Source organism: Streptomyces sp. 2114.4, from assembly GCF_900187385.1.
Taxonomy (GTDB): Bacteria; Actinomycetota; Actinomycetes; order Streptomycetales; family Streptomycetaceae; genus Streptomyces; species Streptomyces mooreae.
Genome location: NZ_FYEY01000001.1, coordinates 3,245,091 through 3,266,235 on the forward strand (window position 1 = coordinate 3,245,091; position 21,145 = coordinate 3,266,235).

General features: G+C 72.0%; 19 protein-coding genes. 8 read left to right on the forward strand and 11 right to left on the reverse strand.

All coding sequences use genetic code 11. From position 1 onward, the window contains the following. Positions 1 to 19 precede the first annotated feature (19 nt). From glpR to galU, 6 genes are all read right to left on the reverse strand, one after another. Positions 20 to 1,069 carry a gephyrin-like molybdotransferase receptor GlpR gene (glpR, locus tag CFW40_RS14000; RefSeq protein WP_088798207.1) on the reverse strand — a complete coding sequence of 350 codons (1,050 nt, stop codon included), beginning with the start codon at positions 1,067 to 1,069 and terminating at the stop codon, positions 20 to 22. A gap of 151 nt (positions 1,070 to 1,220) precedes the next feature. Then, positions 1,221 to 1,835 carry a GNAT family N-acetyltransferase gene (locus CFW40_RS14005; RefSeq protein WP_088798209.1) on the reverse strand — a complete coding sequence of 205 codons (615 nt, stop codon included), beginning with the start codon at positions 1,833 to 1,835 and terminating at the stop codon, positions 1,221 to 1,223. 14 nt (positions 1,836 to 1,849) lie between these two features. Beyond that, a complete protein-coding gene (locus tag CFW40_RS14010; protein WP_088798211.1) occupies positions 1,850 to 2,353 on the reverse strand; it encodes a molybdenum cofactor biosynthesis protein B in 504 nt (167 codons plus the stop codon). Further along, on the reverse strand, positions 2,350 to 2,832 hold the full coding sequence (gene moaC, locus CFW40_RS14015; protein ID WP_088798212.1) for a cyclic pyranopterin monophosphate synthase MoaC: 483 nt from the start codon (positions 2,830 to 2,832) through the stop codon (positions 2,350 to 2,352). The genes CFW40_RS14010 and moaC overlap by 4 nt, the downstream gene beginning before the upstream one ends. Positions 2,833 to 2,893: 61 nt before the next feature. Next, positions 2,894 to 4,210, reverse strand: a complete 1,317-nt coding sequence (gene glp / locus CFW40_RS14020; RefSeq protein ID WP_088798214.1) for a gephyrin-like molybdotransferase Glp — start codon at positions 4,208 to 4,210, stop codon at positions 2,894 to 2,896. A gap of 4 nt (positions 4,211 to 4,214) precedes the next feature. After that, positions 4,215 to 5,117 carry a UTP--glucose-1-phosphate uridylyltransferase GalU gene (galU, locus tag CFW40_RS14025; RefSeq protein ID WP_088798216.1) on the reverse strand — a complete coding sequence of 301 codons (903 nt, stop codon included), beginning with the start codon at positions 5,115 to 5,117 and terminating at the stop codon, positions 4,215 to 4,217. A gap of 111 nt (positions 5,118 to 5,228) precedes the next feature. Between galU and CFW40_RS14030 the strand changes: the two genes are divergently transcribed. Continuing rightward, a complete protein-coding gene (locus tag CFW40_RS14030; protein ID WP_088798218.1) occupies positions 5,229 to 5,864 on the forward strand; it encodes a 5-formyltetrahydrofolate cyclo-ligase in 636 nt (211 codons plus the stop codon). A 136-nt stretch (positions 5,865 to 6,000) separates the two neighbouring features. Here the strand turns inward: CFW40_RS14030 and CFW40_RS14035 are convergent, their stop codons facing one another. Then, positions 6,001 to 8,724 (reverse strand): penicillin acylase family protein, encoded by a 2,724-nt coding sequence (locus CFW40_RS14035; RefSeq protein ID WP_088798220.1) that lies wholly within the window; start codon positions 8,722 to 8,724, stop codon positions 6,001 to 6,003. A 183-nt stretch (positions 8,725 to 8,907) separates the two neighbouring features. Here CFW40_RS14035 and CFW40_RS14040 point away from each other — a divergent pair, with 183 nt between their 5' ends. The 5 genes from CFW40_RS14040 to mscL all read left to right on the forward strand — a co-directional run bounded on the left by CFW40_RS14040 (position 8,908) and on the right by mscL (position 15,074). Continuing rightward, positions 8,908 to 10,428, forward strand: a complete 1,521-nt coding sequence (locus CFW40_RS14040; RefSeq protein WP_088798221.1) for a potassium/proton antiporter — start codon at positions 8,908 to 8,910, stop codon at positions 10,426 to 10,428. Between the two features lie 401 nt (positions 10,429 to 10,829). Continuing rightward, entirely contained in the window at positions 10,830 to 12,131 is a 1,302-nt protein-coding gene (locus tag CFW40_RS14045; RefSeq protein ID WP_088798223.1) for an MFS transporter, read from the forward strand. Between the two features lie 134 nt (positions 12,132 to 12,265). Beyond that, a complete protein-coding gene (locus CFW40_RS14050) occupies positions 12,266 to 12,637 on the forward strand; it encodes an FmdB family zinc ribbon protein (RefSeq protein WP_088798225.1) in 372 nt (123 codons plus the stop codon). A 253-nt stretch (positions 12,638 to 12,890) separates the two neighbouring features. After that, complete coding sequence (locus tag CFW40_RS14055; protein ID WP_088798227.1) at positions 12,891 to 13,724, forward strand: S-methyl-5'-thioadenosine phosphorylase; 834 nt, start codon at positions 12,891 to 12,893, stop codon at positions 13,722 to 13,724. Positions 13,725 to 14,567: 843 nt separating this feature from the next. After that, positions 14,568 to 15,074 (forward strand): large conductance mechanosensitive channel protein MscL, encoded by a 507-nt coding sequence (mscL, locus tag CFW40_RS14060; RefSeq protein WP_088798228.1) that lies wholly within the window; start codon positions 14,568 to 14,570, stop codon positions 15,072 to 15,074. A gap of 43 nt (positions 15,075 to 15,117) precedes the next feature. Here the strand turns inward: mscL and CFW40_RS14065 are convergent, their stop codons facing one another. The 4 genes from CFW40_RS14065 to CFW40_RS14080 form a co-directional block, all read right to left on the reverse strand. Next, on the reverse strand, positions 15,118 to 15,402 hold the full coding sequence (locus CFW40_RS14065) for a hypothetical protein (RefSeq protein ID WP_088798230.1): 285 nt from the start codon (positions 15,400 to 15,402) through the stop codon (positions 15,118 to 15,120). A gap of 85 nt (positions 15,403 to 15,487) precedes the next feature. Further along, positions 15,488 to 16,069: a MepB family protein gene (locus CFW40_RS14070; protein ID WP_088798231.1), complete on the reverse strand. Its 582-nt coding sequence runs from the start codon at positions 16,067 to 16,069 to the stop codon at positions 15,488 to 15,490. Between the two features lie 578 nt (positions 16,070 to 16,647). Further along, positions 16,648 to 17,181: an AMP-binding protein gene (locus CFW40_RS14075; protein ID WP_088802110.1), complete on the reverse strand. Its 534-nt coding sequence runs from the start codon at positions 17,179 to 17,181 to the stop codon at positions 16,648 to 16,650. Between the two features lie 223 nt (positions 17,182 to 17,404). After that, a complete protein-coding gene (locus tag CFW40_RS14080) occupies positions 17,405 to 18,808 on the reverse strand; it encodes an MBL fold metallo-hydrolase (RefSeq protein WP_088798233.1) in 1,404 nt (467 codons plus the stop codon). 357 nt (positions 18,809 to 19,165) lie between these two features. Between CFW40_RS14080 and CFW40_RS14085 the strand changes: the two genes are divergently transcribed. After that, complete coding sequence (locus tag CFW40_RS14085; protein WP_088802111.1) at positions 19,166 to 19,966, forward strand: GntR family transcriptional regulator; 801 nt, start codon at positions 19,166 to 19,168, stop codon at positions 19,964 to 19,966. Then, complete coding sequence (locus CFW40_RS14090) at positions 19,951 to 21,087, forward strand: sulfite exporter TauE/SafE family protein (protein WP_088798235.1); 1,137 nt, start codon at positions 19,951 to 19,953, stop codon at positions 21,085 to 21,087. Before CFW40_RS14085 ends, CFW40_RS14090 begins: the two co-directional genes overlap by 16 nt. Positions 21,088 to 21,145: the final 58 nt, after the last annotated feature.

Sequence of the window (21,145 nt, forward strand, 5' to 3'; positions counted from 1 at the left end):
GCTGGTCAGCGGAGGGCCGTCACTCGTTCGCCGCGCGCGGGCGGTCCTCGTTCTCGTACTGGTCGAAGAGGGGGGTGCGGCCGCGGGTGCGGCGGCCGGGGTGGGTGGGGCGGTCCTGGGTGGGGGTGTCGGCCTGGGGGTGGTCGGGGGCGGCGCTGGAACGGGCGGAGCTCCAGGCATCCTCGGCGTCCAAGTCGACGTGGCTGGTGGCGCGGGGGGCGACCGGCGCGGTGACGTAGGTGGGGAGGGGGACCGGGACCGGCTCCCAGCTGCCGGCGGCGGGGCGCGGGCGCTCGCGTTCGCGCTGCTGGTCGACCCACTCGGCGTGGTCGGTCTCCTCGACCAGGGCGCGGCGGCCCGCGGTGTGGGCGGGGGTCGCGGGGCGGGGCGGTTCCGGAGTCGCGTCGGGCGGGGTGTCAGCGCGGACGTCGGCCGGGTGGTCGGCGGCGGGCGGCTGGTCGGCCGCCTGCTGAGGGCGGGCCCGGCGTCCTTCCCGCAGGCGCTGGGCCGCGGCCTCCGCCTTGCGCCGGTCCATGGTGAAGGTGAAGCGCCGCCGCTCCTGGGCGCGCAGGTAAATGATGTACGCGGTCAGCAGGAGGGCGGGCAGGGCGGGGGCCCAGAGGAAGGGGAGGCCGCCGACCGCGGCGACGATGGCGCCCGCGGTGAAGGTGAGGAAGAGGATGGTGGTGGTGCGCCGGCGGCGGGCGAGGACCTTGGCGCGCTTGGTCCGCTCGGCGGCGGAGGGGCGCGGCGGGGCGGCCTGCACCCGGGTGTGGGGAGCCTCGGCCGGGTCCGCCGCGGCGGGGTCGCCGAAGGCCCGGGCGGCGGCCTCGCCGGCCGGGGCGTCCGGGTCCACGTCATCGCCCGCATCGTCGGCGGGGTGCTCCCCGTGCGCCTTGTCGTAACGGCGCTGCATCGCCGCCCGTCCGGACAGCAGCCGGATGGCGGTGCTGAAGCGCTCGGTCGGACGGGCCTCGTTGAGCTCGTCCTGCCTACGGAGCCACATCGGCACCAAATAGGCAGCCCAGGCCCCGACGATGACTGCGTAGATGAGGCCGCTACTTCTCACAACTCACACGGTAGAGGGGTTTGCAGGGGGCCATCCGCCAATTGGGCCGGTGTGTCGCACGATCTGGCTGATATCTCGAACTTTTTTGTGATGGTAGAGATCAGTGTCTCCGCCGATCCGGTCAATCAGGGAATAGATTCGAACATTTATTTTATTTGTGGGGTGTGCCGGGAGTACTGGGCTTCGCCCTGCGCCAGCGGCTGAGCAGGCCTTCGGGCACTTCTTCCGCGGTGAGGGCGAAGACCAGGTGGTCGCGCCAGGCGCCGTCGATGTGGAGGTAGCGCGGGCGGGTGCCCTCTTCACGGAAGCCGAGCTTTTCGACCACCCGGCGACTGGGGACGTTCTCGGGGCGAATGCAGATCTCGATGCGGTGCAGTCCCACGGACCGGAAACAGTGGTCGGCGGCGAGCGCCACGGCGGTCGGGATGACCCCGCGGCCGGCGACTTCCCGGTCGACCCAGTAGCCGATATGGCCGGAGCACATGGAGCCCCAGGTGATGCCCGCGACCGTCAGCTGGCCAACGAGCCGGCCGCGGTACTCGACGACGAACGGCAGCATCCGGCCCGCGTGCGCCTCGGCGCGGAGGTGGCGGACCATCTGACGGTACGTGGGGCGGTGCGGCGGGACGAGGCCGGGCGGGGGCGGCGGGACGGTCGCCTCCCAGGGGCGCAGCCAGTCGCGGTTGCGGCGGTTGACCTCGCGCCAGGCCCGTTGGTCGCGCATCTTTATCGGGCGGAGGGTCACCTCTCCGTCCGTGAGGATCACCGGCCAGGGCGCGTTCAGCTCGGGCTCCCGGAAGGTCTGGGGTGGTCGCCGCCGCGGATCTGGTCGACGGCGTGCGGCAGGAGGTCGGTGAGGACGGCGAGGCCGTCGCGGACCCCGCCGGACGAGCCGGGGAGGTTGACGATCAGGGTCGTACCGGCGACGCCCGCCAGTCCCCGGGAGAGCGCGGCGGTGGGGACCTTCGTGCGGCCGGCGGCGCGGATCGCCTCGGGGATGCCGGGGATCTCGTAGTCCAGGACCTGGCGGGTGGCCTCGGGGGTGCGGTCGGTGGGCGACAGGCCCGTGCCGCCGGTGGTGAGGACGACGGCGTAGCGGGCGGAGGCGACGGCACCGCGCAGGGCGGCTTCCACCGGTTCGCCGTCGGGCACCACCTGCGGGCCGTCGACCTCGAAGCCCATGGCGGCCAGGCCCTCGGCGAGCAGCGGGCCGCCCTTGTCGGGGTAGATGCCGGCCGCGGCGCGGTTGGAGGCGGTGACGACCAGGGCGCGTGCGGCTGTCATGACCGGCTCCAGTCGCCGGACTTGCCGCCGGTCTTCTCCTCCACACGGATGTCGGAGATCACCGCTGCCTTGTCGACGGCCTTGACCATGTCGACGACGGTGAGCGCGGCGACCGAGACGGCGGTCAGGGCCTCCATCTCGACGCCCGTGCGGTCGGTGGTCTTGACGGTGGCCGTGATCTCGACGGCGTCGTCGGTGAGGGAGAGGTCCACCGTGACGCCGGAGACGGCCAGCGGGTGACACAGCGGGATCAGCTCGGGGGTGCGCTTGGCGCCCATGATGCCGGCGATCCGGGCGGTGGCCAGGGCGTCGCCCTTGGGCATGCCCTCGCTCCGCAGCAGCTCGATGACCTGCGCGGAGACCAGGACGCGGCCGCGGGCGGCGGCGGTGCGGGCGGTGACGTCCTTCGCGGAGACGTCGACCATCCGCGCCGCGCCCGCCGCGTCGAGATGGGTGAGGTGGTGCTGGCCGCTGCTCATCGTTCTCCCGGTACCCAAACTGCCGCCTGTGGGACGACACCGTACCCCCGGCGGCAGCGGGCTATCCGATCAGGACGATGTCCACGTCCGAGCCCGCGGCGACCTCGGTGGTGTCCTCGGGGACGATGATCAGCGCGTTGGCGTGCGCCATGGCCTTGATCAGGTGGGAGCCGGCGCCGCCGACGGGGGTGACCGTGCCGGCGTCGGGGTCGTACGCACCGCGCAGGAACTGGCGCTTCCCCTGGGGCGAGGAGGCGACGGCGTCGGCGCACCGGGCGGTCGTGACCGGGCGGTGCACCTCGGGCAGCCCCATCAGGGCCCGGATGGCGGGCCGGACGAACAGCTCGAAGGAGACGTACGAGCTGACGGGGTTGCCGGGCAGCGCGAGGAGCGGAGTGCGGTCGGGGCCGATGAGGCCGAAGCCCTGGGGCTTGCCCGGCTGCATGGCGAGGGTGCGGAACTCGACCGTGCCTTCGTCGGCGGACAGGGCGGTCAGGGTCTCCTTGACCACGTCGTACGCGCCGACGCTGACGCCGCCGCTGGTGACCAGGAGGTCGGCCCGGATGAGCTGGTCCTCCAGGGTGGAGCGGAGGGTGTCGGCGTCGTCGGCGACGGCGCCGACGCGGTAGGGAATGGCACCGGCGGCGCGGGCGGCGGCGGTGAGCTGGAAGCTGTTGGAGTCGTGGATCTGCCCGGGTCCCAACGCCTCGCCGGGCTGGACCAGTTCGCTGCCGGTCGACAGCACCACCACGCGGGGGCGGGGGCAGACCTTGACCGTGCCGCGGCCGATGGCGGCGAGCAGGCCGATCTGGGAAGGACCGAGGACCGTGCCCGCCCGCAGGGCCGGCTCGCCTTCGGCGGCGTCGCTGCCGCGGGTGCGGATATGGGCGCCGGCGGCGGCCGGGCGGTGGACGCGGACCTCACCCGCGGCGTCCTGGGGGGCGGCGCTGTGGGCGCGCATCGTGGCGGCCGGCCCCTCGCCCGTGCCGCCGTCGGTCCATTCGACGGGGACGACGGCCTCGGCGCCGGGCGGCAGCGGGGCGCCGGTCATGATGCGGGCGGCCTGGCCGGGGCCGATCTCCGGCAGTGCGCCGGTGCCCGCCGCGACATCGCCGAGGACGGTGAGGGTGACCGGCGCCTCTTCCGTGGCGCCCGCCACATCGGCGGCGCGGACCGCGTAGCCGTCCATGGAGCTGTTGTCGAAGGGCGGCAGGGCGACGGGGACCGTGATGTCCTCGACCAGGACGCAGCCCTGGGCTTCGAGGAGCTGCAGCTCGATCGGGTCCAGCGGGGCGATCTTCGCCAGGACGTCGTCGAGGTGCTCGGCCACCGACCAGACACGGTCCTGGTGGCGGGTCCGGCCGGTGGCGTGGTTCAACGTTTCACATCTCCTCGGTGACGTAACTGCGAAGCCAGGACCGGAAGTCCGGGCCCAGGTCTTCACGTTCGCATGCCAGTCGGACAATGGCACGCAGATAGTCGCCGCGGTCGCCGGTGTCATAGCGGCGGCCCTTGAAGACCACGCCGTGCACCGGGCCGCCCAGGGCGGGGTCGGCGGCCAGCGCCTGGAGGGCGTCGGTGAGCTGGATCTCTCCACCGCGGCCCGGGGCGGTCTTGCGCAGCACCTCGAAGACGGCCGGGTCGAGGACGTAACGGCCGATGATCGCGAGGTTGCTGGGTGCCTCGGCCGGGTCGGGCTTCTCGACCAGGTCGGAGACGACCACGACATCGTCGTCGCCGGTGGGCGCGGCGGCGGCACAGCCGTAGAGGTGGATCTGCGCCGGGTCGACCTCCATGAGGGCGATCACGGAGCCGCCGTACTGCTCCTGTATCTCGACCATGCGCGCCAGCAGCGGGTCGCGGGGGTCGATCAGGTCGTCGCCGAGGAGGACCGCGAAGGGCTGGTCGCCCACGTGCGGTGCGGCACACAGCACCGCGTGGCCCAGGCCCCTGGGGTCGCCCTGCCGTACGTAGTGCATGGTCGCCAGGTCGCTGGACTCCTGCACCTTGGCGAGCCGGGACTCGTCGCCCTTGCGGTGCAGGGCCTCTTCGAGCTCGTAATTGCGGTCGAAGTGGTCCTCGAGCGGGCGCTTGTTGCGGCCGGTCACCATCAGCACGTCGGAGAGTCCGGCGGCGGCCGCCTCCTCCACCACGTACTGGATGGCGGGCTTGTCGACGACCGGAAGCATCTCCTTGGGTGTGGCCTTGGTGGCGGGGAGAAACCGGGTGCCGAGGCCGGCTGCGGGGATGACAGCCTTGCTGATCCGTGTGTGCGATGGGGTCATGCGCGCCACCATAACCGGCCCTATCGGAACGATGATGAGGGTCTGGTGAATAGAGCACGAGAGCGGGAGCAAGGGCACACAGTGAGCGTTGACGACGATAGAAAGCGCAGGTTGCGGCGGCATCTCCTGGAGGTGAGGAGAGCATTGCCGCAGGATGTCGTCGCCGTGACGGGCGAGGCGCTGGCCCGACGGACGCTGGAGCTGGACGAGTTGGCCGCGCCCGCCGGCGCGCGCCCCGGCGGTCGGGGCAACCACGGCGGCCCCGGCGGCCCGCCCACGGTGGCCGCCTATGTCTCGATAGGCGGCGAGCCCTCCACCCGCGCCCTGCTGGACCGGCTGCGGGCGGCCGGGGTGCGGGTGCTGCTGCCCGTCCTGCTGCCGGACAACGATCTCGACTGGGCGCTCTACGAGGGCGCCGAACGGCTCGTCCGGGCCGGCCGGGGGCTGCTGGAACCGGACGGGGCCCGGCTGGGCCCCGAGGCCGTCACACAGGCCGATGTGGTGCTGCTGCCGGGGCTCGCGGTGGACCGCGGCGGGCTGCGGCTGGGCCGCGGCGGCGGCTCCTACGACCGGGTGCTGGCCCGGCTGGAGCGGGCCGGTGCGCGGGCGTCGCTGGTGGTGCTGCTCTACGACGCGGAGGTGCTGGCCGAGGTGCCCGCCGAACCGCACGACCGGCATGTGCATGCCGCGGTGACCCCGTCGGCGGTGCACCGCTTCACGGCGCCGGGGGGCCGTACGGAGGGCTGAGGCGGGCGGACAGGGCCGGGGCCGCCGGAAGGGCGCCGCAAAGACACCGGGCGGGCCGGACGTCTTCCGGCCCGCCCGACGGCGCAGCGCTCTCCAGGGGGGGCGGGCAGCCCGCCCGCCCCCAGGGGCAGCGCCCCTACGGCGACAGCGTCAGCGTGTCCTTGCCCGCCTTCTTGACGGCGTCCTGGCTGTACGCCCAGGGCAGCAGATCGCCCTTGGCCCACTTGTCGGTCTGGTCGTAGTAGTGGGCGTCGTACGCGTGCCCCGAGGCGCCGGTGAGGTTGATCCAACGGGACTTGTCGAGGTCGGCGAGGTTGACCACCATCCGCATCGACGGGACCCAGGTGACCTTGTAGCCGCTCGCGGCGTTCCAGCCGGTGGCGTCGACCGCGGCCTCACCGCCGCCGACGTTCCAGGGCCCGCGATTGAACAGGCCCTGCAGCACGCCGGGTCCGTCGGTGCCCAGGGTCTGGTTCTTCAGGAACATCTGGTGCAGCCGGCCCCAGCTCCAGTTGTCGATGTTCTTGCCCAGCTTGGAGGTGAGTTCGTAGCGCGCGTCCGCCATGGCGTGCGCCAGGAGCTGGTCGCGGTTCTTGTCGCCGGGACGGCCCGGCCGGTCCTCGGTCTTCCACCAGGCGTTGTTCGGGTCGTCGAGGATGCCCCGGACGACCTCGTACCAGCGGTCGCCGCCGTCGGGCTGGGCGGTGGCACCGTCCCGCTCGCCGCATTCGCGGATGTACTTGTCGTTCTCGTCGGCGGGGCCGGTCTCGTCCGCCGGGCGGACGGTCAGGCACTGGCCGTCGGGGCGCAGCTCCTTGGGCATCTTGTTGCCGAAGGCGAGCTTGAGGGTGTTGCGCCAGACGGCGTTGAAGTAGGCGGCCGCGGCGGAATCGGGCTCCTGGGTGAAGTCCCAGCCCTCCAGCAGCTGCTGGGCGTCGCGGACGTACTTGTCCTTGATGTCGATCTTCGTGAGGTACGGCGTCAGCAGCCGGGCGATCTCGCTGCTGTTGTCCTTCTGGAAGGCCTGCATGTCGTCGGTGGAGACCTTGCCGCCGTCCTTGATCTTCGACTCGATCAGGTCGTTGATCCGCTGGCTGCGGGAGCCGTAGCCCCAGTCCTTGGTGAGGAGGTAGGGGTACTTCTCGTCCGTGACGGCCTGGTTGGCGGTGACGATGTAGCCGCGCTGGGGGTTGTACTCGTACGGGAGCGCCTTCTGCGGGATGTAGCGGCTCCACTGGTACCTCGGGTCCCAGCCGGGCGCCGGGAGGGTGCCGTCGAAGTGGCCGTCGCCCTTGCCGCGGACCGGGATCCGGCCCGGGGCCTGGTAGCCGATGTTGCCCTTGGTGTCGGCGTAGATCAGGTTCTGCGAGGGGGCCTCGAAGTCGCCGGCGGCCTTGCGGAAGCCGTTCCAGTCCTTGGCGCGGTCGAGCGCGAAGACGGCGTCCATGGACTTGCCGGGGTCCAGGGCGGTCCAGCGCAGCGATACGGCGTAGCCGTCGCCGCGGTCCGGTGCGGCGTTGCCGACCGGGGCGTCCTTGCCGACGTTGGCCAGTTCGCCGTCGCGGTCGGAGACGATCGGCCCGTTTCTGGTGGACCGGACGGTGATCTCGCGGCTCTCCCCGTCGGCGACCTTGATGGTCTCCTTGCGGGTTATGAAGGGCTGCTGCTTGTTGTCGTAGAGGTAGCCGTCGGCGTTGACCTTCTCCAGGTAGAGGTCGGTGACGTCGGCACCGAGGTTGGTCATGCCCCAGGAGATGTCCTGGTTGTGGCCGATGACGACGCCGGGCATACCGGAGAAGGTGAAGCCGGAGACGTCGTAGTTGCACTTGGGTCCGGTGTTACGGCAGTGCAGGCCCATCTGGTACCAGAGCGAGGGCATCTGCGGTGCCAGGTGCGGGTCGTTGGCGAGCAGCGGTTTGCCGGTGGTGGTGTGCGCACCGGAGACGACCCAGGAGTTGGAGCCGATGCCGTTGCCGTTGGGGCCGAGCAGCGCCGGGACCTTGTCGAGGGTCTTGGACAGCGAGGACAGCTGCGACTGCAGGCCCGCGGTCGCGCCGGCGGGGGTGGCGGGGGTGGCGTTCGCCGAGGCCTTGGGCGAGAACTTCTTGGTGGCGGGGTCGACCGCGCCGCCCTCGACGATCGGCTTGTTCCGCTTGTACGGGTATGCCGGGTAGAGCTGGGAGATCTGCTCCGGGGTGAAGCGGCTGGTCATCAGGGAGCGGTCGATCTCCTCCTGCATGTTGCCGCGGAGATCCCAGGCCATCGCCTTGAGCCAGGCCACCGAGTCGACCGGCGTCCACTTCTGGGGCTTGTAGTCGTTCTGGAAGTCCAGCGCCGCGTACTCCAGGGACACCGCCGAACCCTCGTGGTCCTTGAGGTAGGCGTTGACGCCGGCGGAGTAGGACTGGAGGTACTTCTTGGTGCTGGGCGACAGCTTGGTGTCGTACTCCTTCTGCGCCACGTCGTGCCAGCCGAGGGTGCGCAGGAACGAGTCGGTCTTGACCTCGCTCTTGCCGAACATCTCCGAGAGCCGGCCGGAGGTCATGTGACGCCGTACGTCCATCTCCCAGAAGCGGTCCTGGGCCTGGACGTACCCCTGGGCGCGGAAGAGGTCTTCGTCGGTGTCGGCGTAGATCTGCGGAATGCCGTTGCCGTCGCGGACGACATCCACCGGGTTGGTCAGGCCCGGGAGTTTGAGCGAGCCGGTGGTCTGCGGGAGGGAGGCGCGGACGGTACTGACCCCCCAGAACGCGCCGAAGCCGATGCCCGCCACGAGCAGCAGCACGACCGTGATCGCGACGAGGCGGCCGCGCCGCCCCTTCTTTTTCCTGGGGACTGGGCCGGACTTGTTGGCGGGCATCTCGGTCCTTCGAGGGGCAGGGTGGGAGTGCTGGAGCAACCATAGGCGCACGGGTCCGGCTACCCCTACGCGGAGTCACCGCCAGCACCTCCAACCTTCAAGTAATGGTAAATTGTTAGCCTCAGTAACTAGATACGGTAAGGAAAGACCCCTCCGGTAACCCGTGCGAGGAAGGACCAGCTCCTGTCTGTCGACCACCTCAACGAACTCCTGCTGTTCTGCTCGCTCGTACTGCTCATCGCGGTTGCCGCGGTACGGCTCTCCTCGCGCAGCGGGCTGCCCAGCCTGCTCATCTACCTGGGGATAGGCATCGCCATAGGCCAGGACGGCCTGGGCGGTGTCGTCTTCGACAATGCCGAGCTGACCCAACTCCTCGGCTATACCGCGCTGGTCGTGATCCTCGCCGAGGGCGGTCTGGGCACCAAGTGGAAAGAGATCAAGCCGGCGCTGCCCCGGGCGGTGTCGCTGTCGACGGTCGGCGTCGCGGTGAGCGTGGGGGTCACCGCGGCCGGTGCGCACTACCTGGCCGGGCTCGACTGGCGGCAGGCGCTGCTGATCGGCGCCGTGGTCTCGTCCACGGATGCCGCGGCCGTCTTCTCCGTCCTGCGCAGCGTGCCGCTGCCGGCCCGCCTGACCGGGGTGCTCGAAGCCGAATCCGGCCTCAACGACGCCCCCGTGGTCATCCTCGTCGTCGCATTCTCCACCGCGGGGCCGGTCGAACACTGGTACCTCCTGCTCGGCGAGATCGCCCTGGAACTGGCGATCGGCGCCGCGCTCGGACTGGCCATCGGCTGGCTCGGCGCCTACGGCCTGCGGCACGTGGCACTGCCCGCGTCGGGCCTCTACCCGATCGCGGTCATGGCCATCGCGGTCTCCGCCTACGCGGCCGGTGCGCTGGCGCACGGCTCGGGCTTCCTCGCTGTCTATCTGGCCGCGGTGGTCCTCGGCAACGCCAAGCTGCCGCACTCCCCGGCCACCCGCGGCTTCGCCGAAGGCCTCGGCTGGATCGGCCAGATCGGGATGTTCGTACTGCTCGGCCTGCTGGTCACCCCGCACAACCTGCTGGACGACGTCGTGCCCGCGCTGCTGATCGGCATGATCCTCACGCTCGTGGCCCGGCCGGTGTCCGTCTTTACGGCGCTGATGCCGTTCCGGGTGCCCTGGCCGGAGAAGACCCTGCTGTCGTGGGCCGGACTGCGCGGCGCGGTGCCGATCGTGCTGGCCACGATCCCGATGGTGCGGGACGTTCCCGGCAGCGACCGGGTCTTCAACATCGTCTTCGTCCTGGTCGTCGTCTACACGCTGATCCAGGGGCCGACGCTGCCCTGGCTCGCCAGGCGGCTGCAGCTGGGCGACGGCGAGGAGGCCGCCGACCTGGGCATCGAGTCCGCTCCCCTGGAACGGCTGCGCGGCCATCTGCTGTCCACCTCCATCGGCCCGGCGTCCCGTATGCACGGCGTCGAGGTCGGTGAGCTGCGGATGCCCGCGGGCGCCGCGGTCACCCTCGTCGTCCGGGACGGCTCCAGCTTCGTGCCGTCGCCCTCGACGGTGCTGCGGCGCGGCGACGAACTGCTGGTGGTCGCCACCGATCCGGTGCGCGACGCGGCCGAGCGACGGCTGCAGGCGGTCTCGCAGGGCGGCAAGCTGGCCGGCTGGCTGGGGACGGGCGGGCCCGCGGGGCGGCGGGGGCACCCGCACCGCTGAGGTCCGGACGGGCGCAGGGCGGGGGCTTCCGGGGTGCGGGCCCCGGGAGGCTCCCGCGGGAGGCGGGCCCCGGGAGGCTCCCGCGGGAGGCGGGCCCCGGAGTACGGGAAATGTGCTGCAGATCTCCACGGATCCCAAGGAAATTTACCTGAAGCCCAGGCCAATCCCAGGGCTTCCCGTACGAGGGCCTGTAGTATGAAAAGGCAACATCGACGAACCAACTCTGCCTGATGCAGAGCTGGCGCGACCGCTCGGCGGCCGCGGTCCTCCTGCCACACGCAGCCACCCTCTCGGTGCGGACCACGCGGTATCACTCGGTCCTGCGCGAGAGGACAGCTCTCGGCGCGTACCCGTGACGACCTCGCGGGTGGCGCGCTACCAGGCGGCAGAAAGGCCCGGCCGTGGCATCCGCGGTCAAGGATTCCCGTTCCGGATACGGACCACTGCTCCGCACCCCTGGTGCATGGACATTCCTGCTGCCCGGCTTTCTGGCCCGGCAGCCCTTCGCCATGCTGACGATCGGCATCGTGCTGCTCGTCGAATCGACCACCGGCTCGTACGGCACCGCAGGCGCGGTCTCCGCCGCCACCGGTGTGTCCATGGCCCTGTTCGCTCCGCAGAGCGGCAAGCTCGCCGACCGTTTCGGCCAGCGCGCGGTGCTGATCCCCGGCGTACTGGTGCACGTCGCCGGCGTCGCCGCCCTGATCACCCTCGCCCTCGCCCACGCCCCCCTGTGGGCGCTGATCGCGGTGGCCGTCCCCACGGGCGCCTCGACACCGCAGGTCGGCCCCATGGTGCGGGCCCGCTGGGCCTCCCGGCTCGGCGGCAGCCCGCTGATGCCGACCGCCGCCGCCTTCGAGTCGGTGACCGACGAGTTCACTTTCGTCGTCGGCCCGGTGCTCGCGACCGCGCTGTGCACCGGCATCCACCCGGCGGCCGGTCTGGTCGCCGAGGCCGCGCTGACGCTGGCCGGCGGGCTGCTGTTCGCCTCCCAGCGGCGCAGCCAGCCGCCGGTGCACCGTCCGCAGGCCGGCGACCGGCCGCGCGTCTCGGCGCTGTCGGTGCCCGGCGTGCGCGTCCTGATCGTGGCGTTCCTCGGCATCGGCGCCGTCTTCGGCGGGATGCAGGTCTCGCTGACCGCCTTCACCCAGCACATCGGCCAGCCCGGCATCAACGGCGTGCTCTACGGGATCTTCGCCGGCGGCAACATGCTCGCCGGTATCGCCTGTGGCGCGATCACCTGGAAGGTCGGCCCGCGGCGCCGGCTACTGGTCGCCTACGGGCTGCTGGCCCTGGCCACCACCCCGTTGTGGGCGGTGACCGCACTGCCGCTGCTCGGCGCGGTCGGCCTGGTCGTCGGCCTGTGCATCGCACCAGCCCTGATCACCGGCTACACGCTGGTCGAGTCGCTGGTGCCGGCCGCCGCCCGGACCGAGGCCTTCACCTGGCTGACCGGGGCGGTCGCCCTGGGCCAGGCGGCCGCGGCCACCTCCGCGGGACAGCTCGCGGACGGCTTCGGGCCGAGCTCCGGATTCCTGGTGCCGCTGGCCGGTACGGCACTGGCCCTGGCGGTGCTGCTGACGCTCCGCGCCCATCTGCTGCCCCGCTCGTCTGCCAAGGCGGCGGGCGCCCCGGCAGACGGTGCGAACGCGCAGGTCACAGCCGTTTCCGACGACCGGGAACGGGAGCTGACGCGCGTCTGACGGCCACTTCCGGACGTCTGACGGAACGTGGAGTCGGTCACCGTACGGCGGTCCACGGTGGACTGACGGGCGGGAATACTGCAATATGGAGCGTCGTTAGCACTCATCGAGTGAGAGTGCCAGGAGGAAGACAAGTGCCGACGTACCAGTACCAGTGCACCGAGTGCGGCGAGGGCCTCGAGGCGGTGCAGAAGTTCACCGACGACTCGCTGACCGAGTGCCCCGGCTGCCAGGGACGCCTCAAGAAGGTGTTCTCCGCGGTCGGCATCGTCTTCAAGGGCTCCGGCTTCTACCGCAACGACAGCCGCGGCTCGTCGTCCAGCAGCAGCCCCGGGAAGAACGCCTCCACGTCGGGCAGCGCGTCCTCGTCGGACTCCTCGGCTTCCTCCGACTCCTCGTCGAGCTCTTCGTCGGGCTCCTCGTCCGGCGGCTCGGACAGCAAGTCCAAGGCCCCGGCCGCCGCGTCGTCGTCCGGCAGCACCTCGGGCGCCAGCTCCGCAGCCTGACCCACCGCTCTCCGGGCCCCGCCGTCACCGACGGCGGGGCCCGTTGCTTCAGGCCCCGCGCCGGCTGACGGCTTGCGCCGCCTTGCGCCTTGCTCTGCCGTGCGGCTGGCTCTTCCTTGCGGTTGCTCTTCCTTGCGGCTTGCGCTGCCTTGCGGCTTGCGCTGCCTTCGTCGGCCGCCCTCCCGGCTTACGGATTTCTTGCGTCTGCGGCACCCGCCCACCCTGGCGGCCGTCCCCCGATAGTGTGACCGGCATGGCTGACGCGGAGATTGGCGTAATCGGCGGATCGGGTTTCTACTCCTTCCTCGACGACGTGACCGAGGTCACGGTGGACACCCCCTACGGGCGCCCCAGCGACTCGCTGTTCCTGGGAGAGATCGCCGGCCGCCGGGTCGCGTTCCTCCCCCGGCACGGCCGCGGCCACCACCTTCCGCCGCACCGCATCAACTACCGCGCCAATCTCTGGGCCCTGCGCTCGCTCGGTGTGCGCCAGGTCCTCGCCCCGTGCGCGGTCGGCGGTCTGCGCCTCGAGTACGGCCCCGGCACGCTCCTGATCCCTGACCAGCTCGTCGACCGCACCAAGGCCCGTCCCCAGACCTACTTCGACGGCGAGCCGCTTCCCGACGGGCAGATCCCCAATGTCGTCCACCTGACCTTCGCCGACCCGTACTGCCCCACCGGGCGGCAGGCCTCCCTCAAGGCGGCCCGCGGCCGGGACTGGGAGCCCGTCGACGGCGGCACCCTGGTCGTGATCGAAGGCCCCCGCTTCTCGACCCGCGCCGAATCGCGCTGGCACGCCGCCCAGGGCTGGTCGGTGGTCGGCATGACCGGCCACCCCGAAGCCGTCCTGGCCCGCGAACTGAGCCTGTGCTACACCTCCTTGGCCCTGGTCACCGACCTGGACGCGGGCACGGAGACCGGCGACGGTGTCTCCCACGAGGAGGTCTTCCGGGTGTTCGCCGAGAACGTGGGCCGGCTGCGGGAGGTCCTGTTCGACGCGGTCGCCGCCCTCCCGGACACCGCTGCCCGCGCCTGCCTGTGCACCGAGGTCCACACCGGCTGGGACCTGGGCATCGACCTGCCGTAACGGCCTCGGAACCGCCTGCCGTAACCGCCTCGGAACTGCCGTAACGCCCCTCGAACCTGCCTGCCGTAACGCCTTGGAATCTGCCTGTCGTCACGGCTTCGGCGGACTGCCCGGCCTCCCCCTTGCGGGTGGCCGGGTTGTCCACAGGGGCGGGGTCATCCACAGCCCGGAGCGGGCGGGAGCGGATTCCGGGACGGTGGTGAGCCCGGTCCCTCCGACCCCTCACCGCAGGTGGTGCCTACGATGCCGCATATCCCTTCCGCTCCTCCCTGGCCTCCCTCTCCCCTCTCTCCGTGCCCCCCTCCTCCTGCCCCTCCCCGGGCCGACCCCGCCCTTCTCTCTCCGCCGCTCCCCCCTCCTCCGCCATGTGACGTGCCGCACTTCCCTCCCGTACGGGCGGGCGGCGGCCGAGGCCGATGGGGCGGGAGCGCGCGGCAGCGGATGCTGGCCGCCGGCCTGGCACTGACCGCCGCGGCACTGGCCTGCGGAGCCTCGTACGGTGCCGTACGAGCCGCGCCCGTCTCCGGCTGCCCGTCGGCCACGGCCGCGGGAGGGCGGTGACCATGCCCCAAGATCAAGTGGCATCCGTACTCCCCGCACGCAACACTGCTCCGCATGGCGGGGCATCCGCCGCGCGCCAATGGGGTCGCGCTCACCGCATCACCACAGCGGTATCCGTCCACGGCGTCTGCAGGGTCAACGCCCTCCGCCGGACGCGCACCAGGGCTCCGGCCGACCGCCGGTGCACGGGGCAGGACTGGACACCTCCGCCCTGCCCTGCCGTAAGTTGCGGTGCTGTCTGTTGGTGCACCATCCGTAGTGAGCGTGGAAAGAGGCTGTCAGGTGAGCGAGAGCAAGGGCGTCCTGCAGGGATTCAAGGAATTCCTGATGCGCGGCAACGTCATCGAACTCGCGGTCGCGGTGGTCGTCGGTGCTGCCTTCACGAACATCGTGAACGCCGTGGTCAAGGGCATCATCAACCCGATCGTGGGCGCGCTCGGTTCGCAGAACCTCGATCACTACCAGTCCTGCCTGACCGAGACCTGCGCCAAGGATCCCAAGACGGGCGCGTTCACCGACGGTATTTACATCCTCTGGGGCTCGGTGCTCAGCGCCGCCCTGACGTTCCTGATCACCGCCGCGGTCGTCTACTTCCTCATGATCCTTCCGATCAACAAGTGGAAGGAGCGCCAGGCGGCCAGGAAGGCGGACGAGAGCATCCCCGCGGACCCGACCGAGATCCAGCTGCTCATCGAGATCCGCGATGCGCTGATCGCGCAGCGCACCGGCTCACCGTCCGCGCCGTCCTCCGGCACGGGGATCATCGGCACACAAAAGTCTCAGCAGTAGCAGGCGCCAACGGCGGCCGGCCCACGCCGCCCCCTCGCCTCGCTCAGAGGTGGTGGGGCGGCTTTTCGTCGAGGAAGCGGGCCAGGTCGGCGGCGCTGTCACCGCGGTCCGGGCGCTCGCCCCAGCCACGGTCGGTGTCGTCCGAGGACTGCTGGTTCAGCGGGTCGTCGAAGATCAGCCCCGCGGCGGGCTTGGGGGCCGGGCGCACTGCCGGCGAAGGCGCAGCGGCCTGGGCGGCCTCGGACGCCTCTCGGGACGCGTCCCGGGGCACGTCCTGGGACGCATCCTGGGGCATGGGGGCCGACTCGGGTTCGGGGCTGGTGCTCACCCCTTCAGGGTACGGGCGCGCGGGGAGCGGTCACCGCTCAGCACGGGCCCGCGTCCCCGCCCGCCGGCCATCGGAGCCCTGTCGCTCAGGGGCGGTGGCCGGGGTGGTGGAGCGTCCGGGCACGGGTCTGGTCAAGGGCGCCGTCAGCACCGATCGGCAGGAAGTGGTCCAGCTGCCACGCCTGTGTGCTGCGGGCCTGGCGACTGGCCGGCTCCACCCACGGCGGGTAAATGCGGAACGCACGCTTTCCGCCCGTGCCGCTGCGGGAGACGATGCCCCGTTCAGCGAGCACATCCCGCGGAAAGACGAAGTGCCCGAAGTGCCCGTCCTGGCGGCTGCTGATGACGAAGAGCTCGACCGCGTCCGCGGAGTCGAACGGCTGAATCGGCCCGCCGGGGCTCCGCTTCCACACCGTGACGAACTGGCCGGCCTTGGTCGGGGTCGTCTTGGCCACCCGGAACCTGACGGCCGAGCCGTCGAGAGTGAATTCATGGGCCGCGTACTCCGCGCTCTCCGCTTCGGGCACCGGCCGCGAGCAGACGAACCCGCACGGGTCATACACCGTCGTCTTCGCCGCAAGAAGCTCCTCGTGCAGCGATTCCCCACCCGCCCAGGGCTCGGAACCTGCGGGGCACTGCGCAGCGGATTCCGCGGAATGTGTCGCCATTGCGCCATCGTGCCATTGCCGGCCCTCACGCAGGTCAGCGGGATGGCCGGGGCCCGCGGGCCGGTGCGGCAAGCGCCTCGCGCCTTACCGGCCCGGGTCGTGGGTCGGTATGGGATGCGGGCGGTGGCCGTCGCGGGGGCGGGTCGGCGGGCCCTGGGAGGCGCGGCTGCGCCTGAGGAGCCGGTTCCGGTGGGTGCCGGGCAGGGGATGGCGGGGGTGGTCGTACTCGTGGCGGGCCATGGGGAGGGGCCTTTCCGGTCGGGGGGTACGACGGCGCCCGGTCGGAAGAAGAGCGATGCCTTCGGGGCGGAGCCGGGGCAGGTAGGACACGTGGGGCACCTGGGACGTCTGAGGGCCGGTTCACGGACCACGCTAGGCACGCGTCATGCACATGGCCCGTTCCATGGGCCCAGCGGGTGAAGCCGCGCCACGTCACCGGCGTGGGCCGCGCCTGCTCCTGTGCCGACGTGCGCCGCGCCGTCCCCTGTACCGGCAGGGCGTGGGCCGCGCCCCTGCCGGGCCTCCTAGTGCCTCCCCTGAACCGGTGCGGACCGCCGCTCCCCCGGGCGGCCGTCCCGTCAGCGGGTGGCGGCGCCGGCGCCCAGTGCCTCGTGCCACCACAGGTCGCGGCCCGGCTTCCAGGAGACCGGCCGCGAGCACCGGTTCACCACCAGCACGGTGCGGTCCGGCACACCCCCTGAGGCCGCGCCCCGGGCCAGCGCGTGGTCGAGGACCGCCTTCACCGGCCGTACGGCCCCGTCCCAGAACGCCGCATCGGCCGTGATCAGCACCCTGGCCGAGGACTCACGCGTCCGTGCGACCAGTTCGGGCACCGTCAACGAAACCGGCAGCGTGGTGCGTATCGCATCCAGTCGGCCGCAGGCGAGCGTGGCGATCACCGACTCCGGCACCAGTGGCAGATGCACCGCGACCCGGTCGCCGGCCCGTACGCCGAGCCGGGTGAGCGCGGCCGCGGCCCGCTCGGCCTGGTCGAGGAGCATGCCGTGCGTCAGCTCCTCATGGCGTCCCGGCTCCCCGCTCCAGGTGAGGGCGATTCGCGACGCCTCCGGTTCCTGCGCTTCCCGGGCGTCGTCTGCATGCTCTGAGCTCATACGGCGCAACATGCGGACCAGGATGTAGATCATCGATCAACGTTCACTGAACGTCCGTTGTACGAGCCGCTGTACGAGCCGTTCCACGGGCCGCTGCACGGGGCCGTGCACAGAGAACGGGGCCGGTGCAAGGAGCCGGGTACGGGGACGTGCGCGCTCGTTGCCCCGGGTAAGGCTGCCCCGTTCCGGCACGCTCCATCCCTCCGCCGGCCCACCGGCAGGCTCACCCCACGCCCGCGGCCACCGCGTCGTATCCCCCCACCACATCGCACACGTCCCCGAACCCGTGCGCCTCCAGCAGTGCCGCCGCGATCACCGACCGGTTGCCGCTGCGGCAGTACAGGACGACCGGGCGGGCCGGGTCCAGTTCGGTGATGCGGGCGGAAAGGCCGGCCAGCGGGATGTTGCGGGCACCGGGGAGGGCACCCGCCTCGTACTCGGCCGGATTACGGACATCGATCAACTGGATGCCGGACGCGTGCTCCTCGGGCAACTCGCCTGCCGGCTGGGGCAGCTCGTCGTGGCGGATGCGATGGCTGCGGCGGGCGAGGGCGGGCGTGCGCTCCAGTACGGCGGCCGGGTCGGGCAGATGGCCGAGGACGTGGTCGTAGCCGATGCGGGCGAGCCGGAGGCGGGCCTCCTGCTCCGTACCGGGGTCGGCGAGCAGCACGATGGGGGTGCCCGGGGCGACCACGCTGCCGGCGTACTCGGCGAACCGGGTGTCCAGGCTCGTATGGAGCGAACCGGCCAGGTGCGCACGGGTGTATGCGGCCCGCGGGCGGCAGTCGAGGAGGGCGGCGCCCTGCCGGTCGCGGGCCGCAAGCACCTCGTCGAGGGTGAAGGCGGGCGGCGGGCCGGGCTCCAGGAGGGCGTGGCCGTCGCGGTTGAGGGCCGCGTCGTGCGCGAAGTACCCGGGGGTGGCGGGCTGTCCCGCGGTGACCAGCCGGACGAAGTCGGCCTCCGGCATGGGCTGCAGGGCGTAGTTGAGGCGGCGCTGGTCGCCGATCGTGGAGCTGGTCTCGGTGGAGAGGCTGCGGCCGCAGGCCGAGCCCGCGCCGTGTGCGGGAAAGACCCGGGTCGCGTCCGGGAGGGTCAGGAGTTTGGTGTGCAGGGAGTGGTGCAGACGGGCGGCCATGTCGTGCGGGGAGTGACCGGCGGCGGAGAGCAGGTCGGGCCGGCCGACATCGCCGACGAAGAGGGTGTCACCGGTGAGCACGCCGAACGGCACCTCGTCGTCCGGGTGTTCGCGGAGGACCAGGCAGATGGATTCAAGGGTGTGGCCGGGGGTGGCGAGGACAGTGAGGGTCACCCCTTCGTCGTCGTGCGCCCCGAGCGAGATGCGCTCGCCGTCCCGTAACCGCCGTATGGGGAAGCCGGTTTCGGCGGCTTCCCCGAAGGCGATGGCGGCATCGGTGGCCCGTGCGAGTTCGAGGTGGCCGGAGAGGAAGTCGGCGTGAATGTGCGTCTCGATGACGAGTTCGATGCGCAGGCCGGCGGCTTCCGCATCGCGCAGGTACTCGTCGATATCGCGGCGCGGGTCGACGAGGACGGCGCGGCCGGTGCTCTCGTCGCCGATCAGATACGACGCCTGGGAGAGGCAGTCGAGGTAGTACTGCGCGAAGTGCACGGTCGGCCTCCAGGGTGCGCGGGCCCGTGCGCGGCGGCTGGGGCCCGCCCGGGCAGGGTGCGTTGTGCGGATGCACGGATGTACGTACATTAGGGAGCCGGATGGCGGGCGACAAGCCGAGGACGTCTTCCCGGCGCTCCATGTGACGGCGCACCAGGCGAACTTGCGTGACGACGTGGCAGGTATCACGTCCGACGTCACCACGTGCGGACGGAGGTGACGTCACATCAGCCTCCGGGCGCGACGCACGACACCCTGCCCGCCGGACGGCTGTACCGACTCCCCGGCATCAACAACCGCACCACTCACGCCACCCGCACTGCCCACACCACCCGTACGCCCGCGGAGGAACCCACCATGACGACCGAGCCGCCGGACGGCGCGCACGGCCCGCGTCCCCTGGACCGGCGCTCGCCACTGCCCCTGTGGGCGCAGCTCTTCGCCGATCTGCGCCGTCGGATGGAAGCCGGCGCATTCCGTGCGGAGTTCCCGGCCGAGCACCGGCTGACCGGCGAGTACGAGGTCAGCCGGCACACGGTCCGCGAGGCGCTGCGCAAGCTGCGCGCCGACGGCCTGGTGATCGCCGAGCGCGGCCGCACCAGCCGGCTGGACACCCGCCGCATACAGCAGCCGCTGGGCTCCCTCTACAGCCTCTTCCGCGAGCTGGAGGGCCAGGGCGTGGAGCAGCGCAGCGAGGTGTTGCGGCTGGAACGGACCGCGGAGGGGACGGTCGCCGGGCATCTGGGGCTGGTTCCGGATGCGCCGCTGGTCGTCCTGGAACGGCTGCGGCTCGCGGACGGCGAACCGCTCGCTCACGACACCGCGTATCTGCCCGTCGAAGTCGCCGAGCCGCTGCTGGACGCCGACTTCGGGCACACCTCGCTCTACGGAGAGCTGACGCGGCGCTGCGGAGTGAAGGTCACCGGCGGCCGGGAGCGGATCCAGCCGTTCCTGCCGGACGTCCGGCAGGCGTGGCTGCTGGGGCTGGCCGACCGGGAGGCGGCGTTCACCATCGAGCGGCTGGGGCGGGCCGGGGAGAGGCCCGTGGAGTGGCGCGAGACGGTGGTCCGCGGCGACCGGTTCTCCTTCGTCGCGGAGTGGTCCGACCGGAATCCGGCCGTCGCCCTCGCGCCGCGTGCCTCGTGTCCGTCCTCATAGCCGCCGCGGCGCTGCCGTGCGGACTGCTGATCGGTCTGCTGCTGGGCTCGCTCGGCGGCGGCGGTTCGGTGCTGGCGGTGCCCGCGCTGGTCTATCTGCTGGGGCAGTCGCCGCACGAGGCGACCGCGGGCGCGCTGATCGTCGTCATGGTCGGTTCGGTGACCGGGCTGGTCTGCCATGCCCGTGCCGGGCGGGTCCGGTGGGCGGCCGGTACGGCATTCGGGGCGCTGGGTACGGCCGGCAGCTACCTCGGCTCCCGGTGGAGCGCGGCGCTGGACCCCGCGGTGCTGATGGCGGCGTTCGCGGGGCTGCTGCTCGTGGTGGCGGCGATGCTGGTGTCACGGGGGCTGCGCGAGTGGCGAGCGGCGGGCGGTGCCCGTCCCATACGGGAGTCCCCGGAGACGGTTTCCTCGGGAGATGCGAGGGAGGAGGAGGCCGTGCCCTTACGTGATACTCCGGAGCCGCCCGCGCCCCTTCGCCACTCGCCGGGCCCCGCGCCCTTACGGGACAGCCCGGGTCCCGCACCCTTACGGGAGGCCCCGGAGCTCTCGCCCTTACGGGACACCCCGAGTACGGCCCCCACGGACCCCTCCGCAGGCCGGACCGCCGGTCCTTCCCACCCCACGGGCCCCACGGGATCCGGCTCCGCGGGAACCCGCCCCACGGCCACACCTCCCACGAGCCCCCAGCCCGTCGGCCCTCATTCCGCCGGCCCCCGGCCCGCAGGCACCTCCCGGCCCGCCCGTCGTCCCCTCCGGTTCGCCGTGACCGCCTCCGCCGTCGGGCTGCTCACCGGTTTCTTCGGGGTCGGCGGCGGCTTTGTCGTCGTACCGGCGCTCACCCTGGTCCTGGGCCTGGAGATGCCGGTCGCCATCGGCACCTCTCTCCTCGTCATACTCCTCAACTCCCTTACGGCGCTGGGCACCAGGGCCGGCACCGGGGCACTGGACTGGCCGGTGCTGGCGGGCTTCGCGGCCTGTGCAGCGGTCGGCAGTCACCTCGGCAACCGCCTCACCACCCGTCTGCGGGCGCACACCCTGACCACGGCCTTCGCCTGCCTCGTCACCGTCCTCGCCGTCTCCATGGCGGTCACCGCCCTGCCCCGCCTCTGGTCGCCCTGATTCCCTCGGCCTCAAGGCCGACCACCCACCACGCACCCCACTCACCACTCGTCACTCC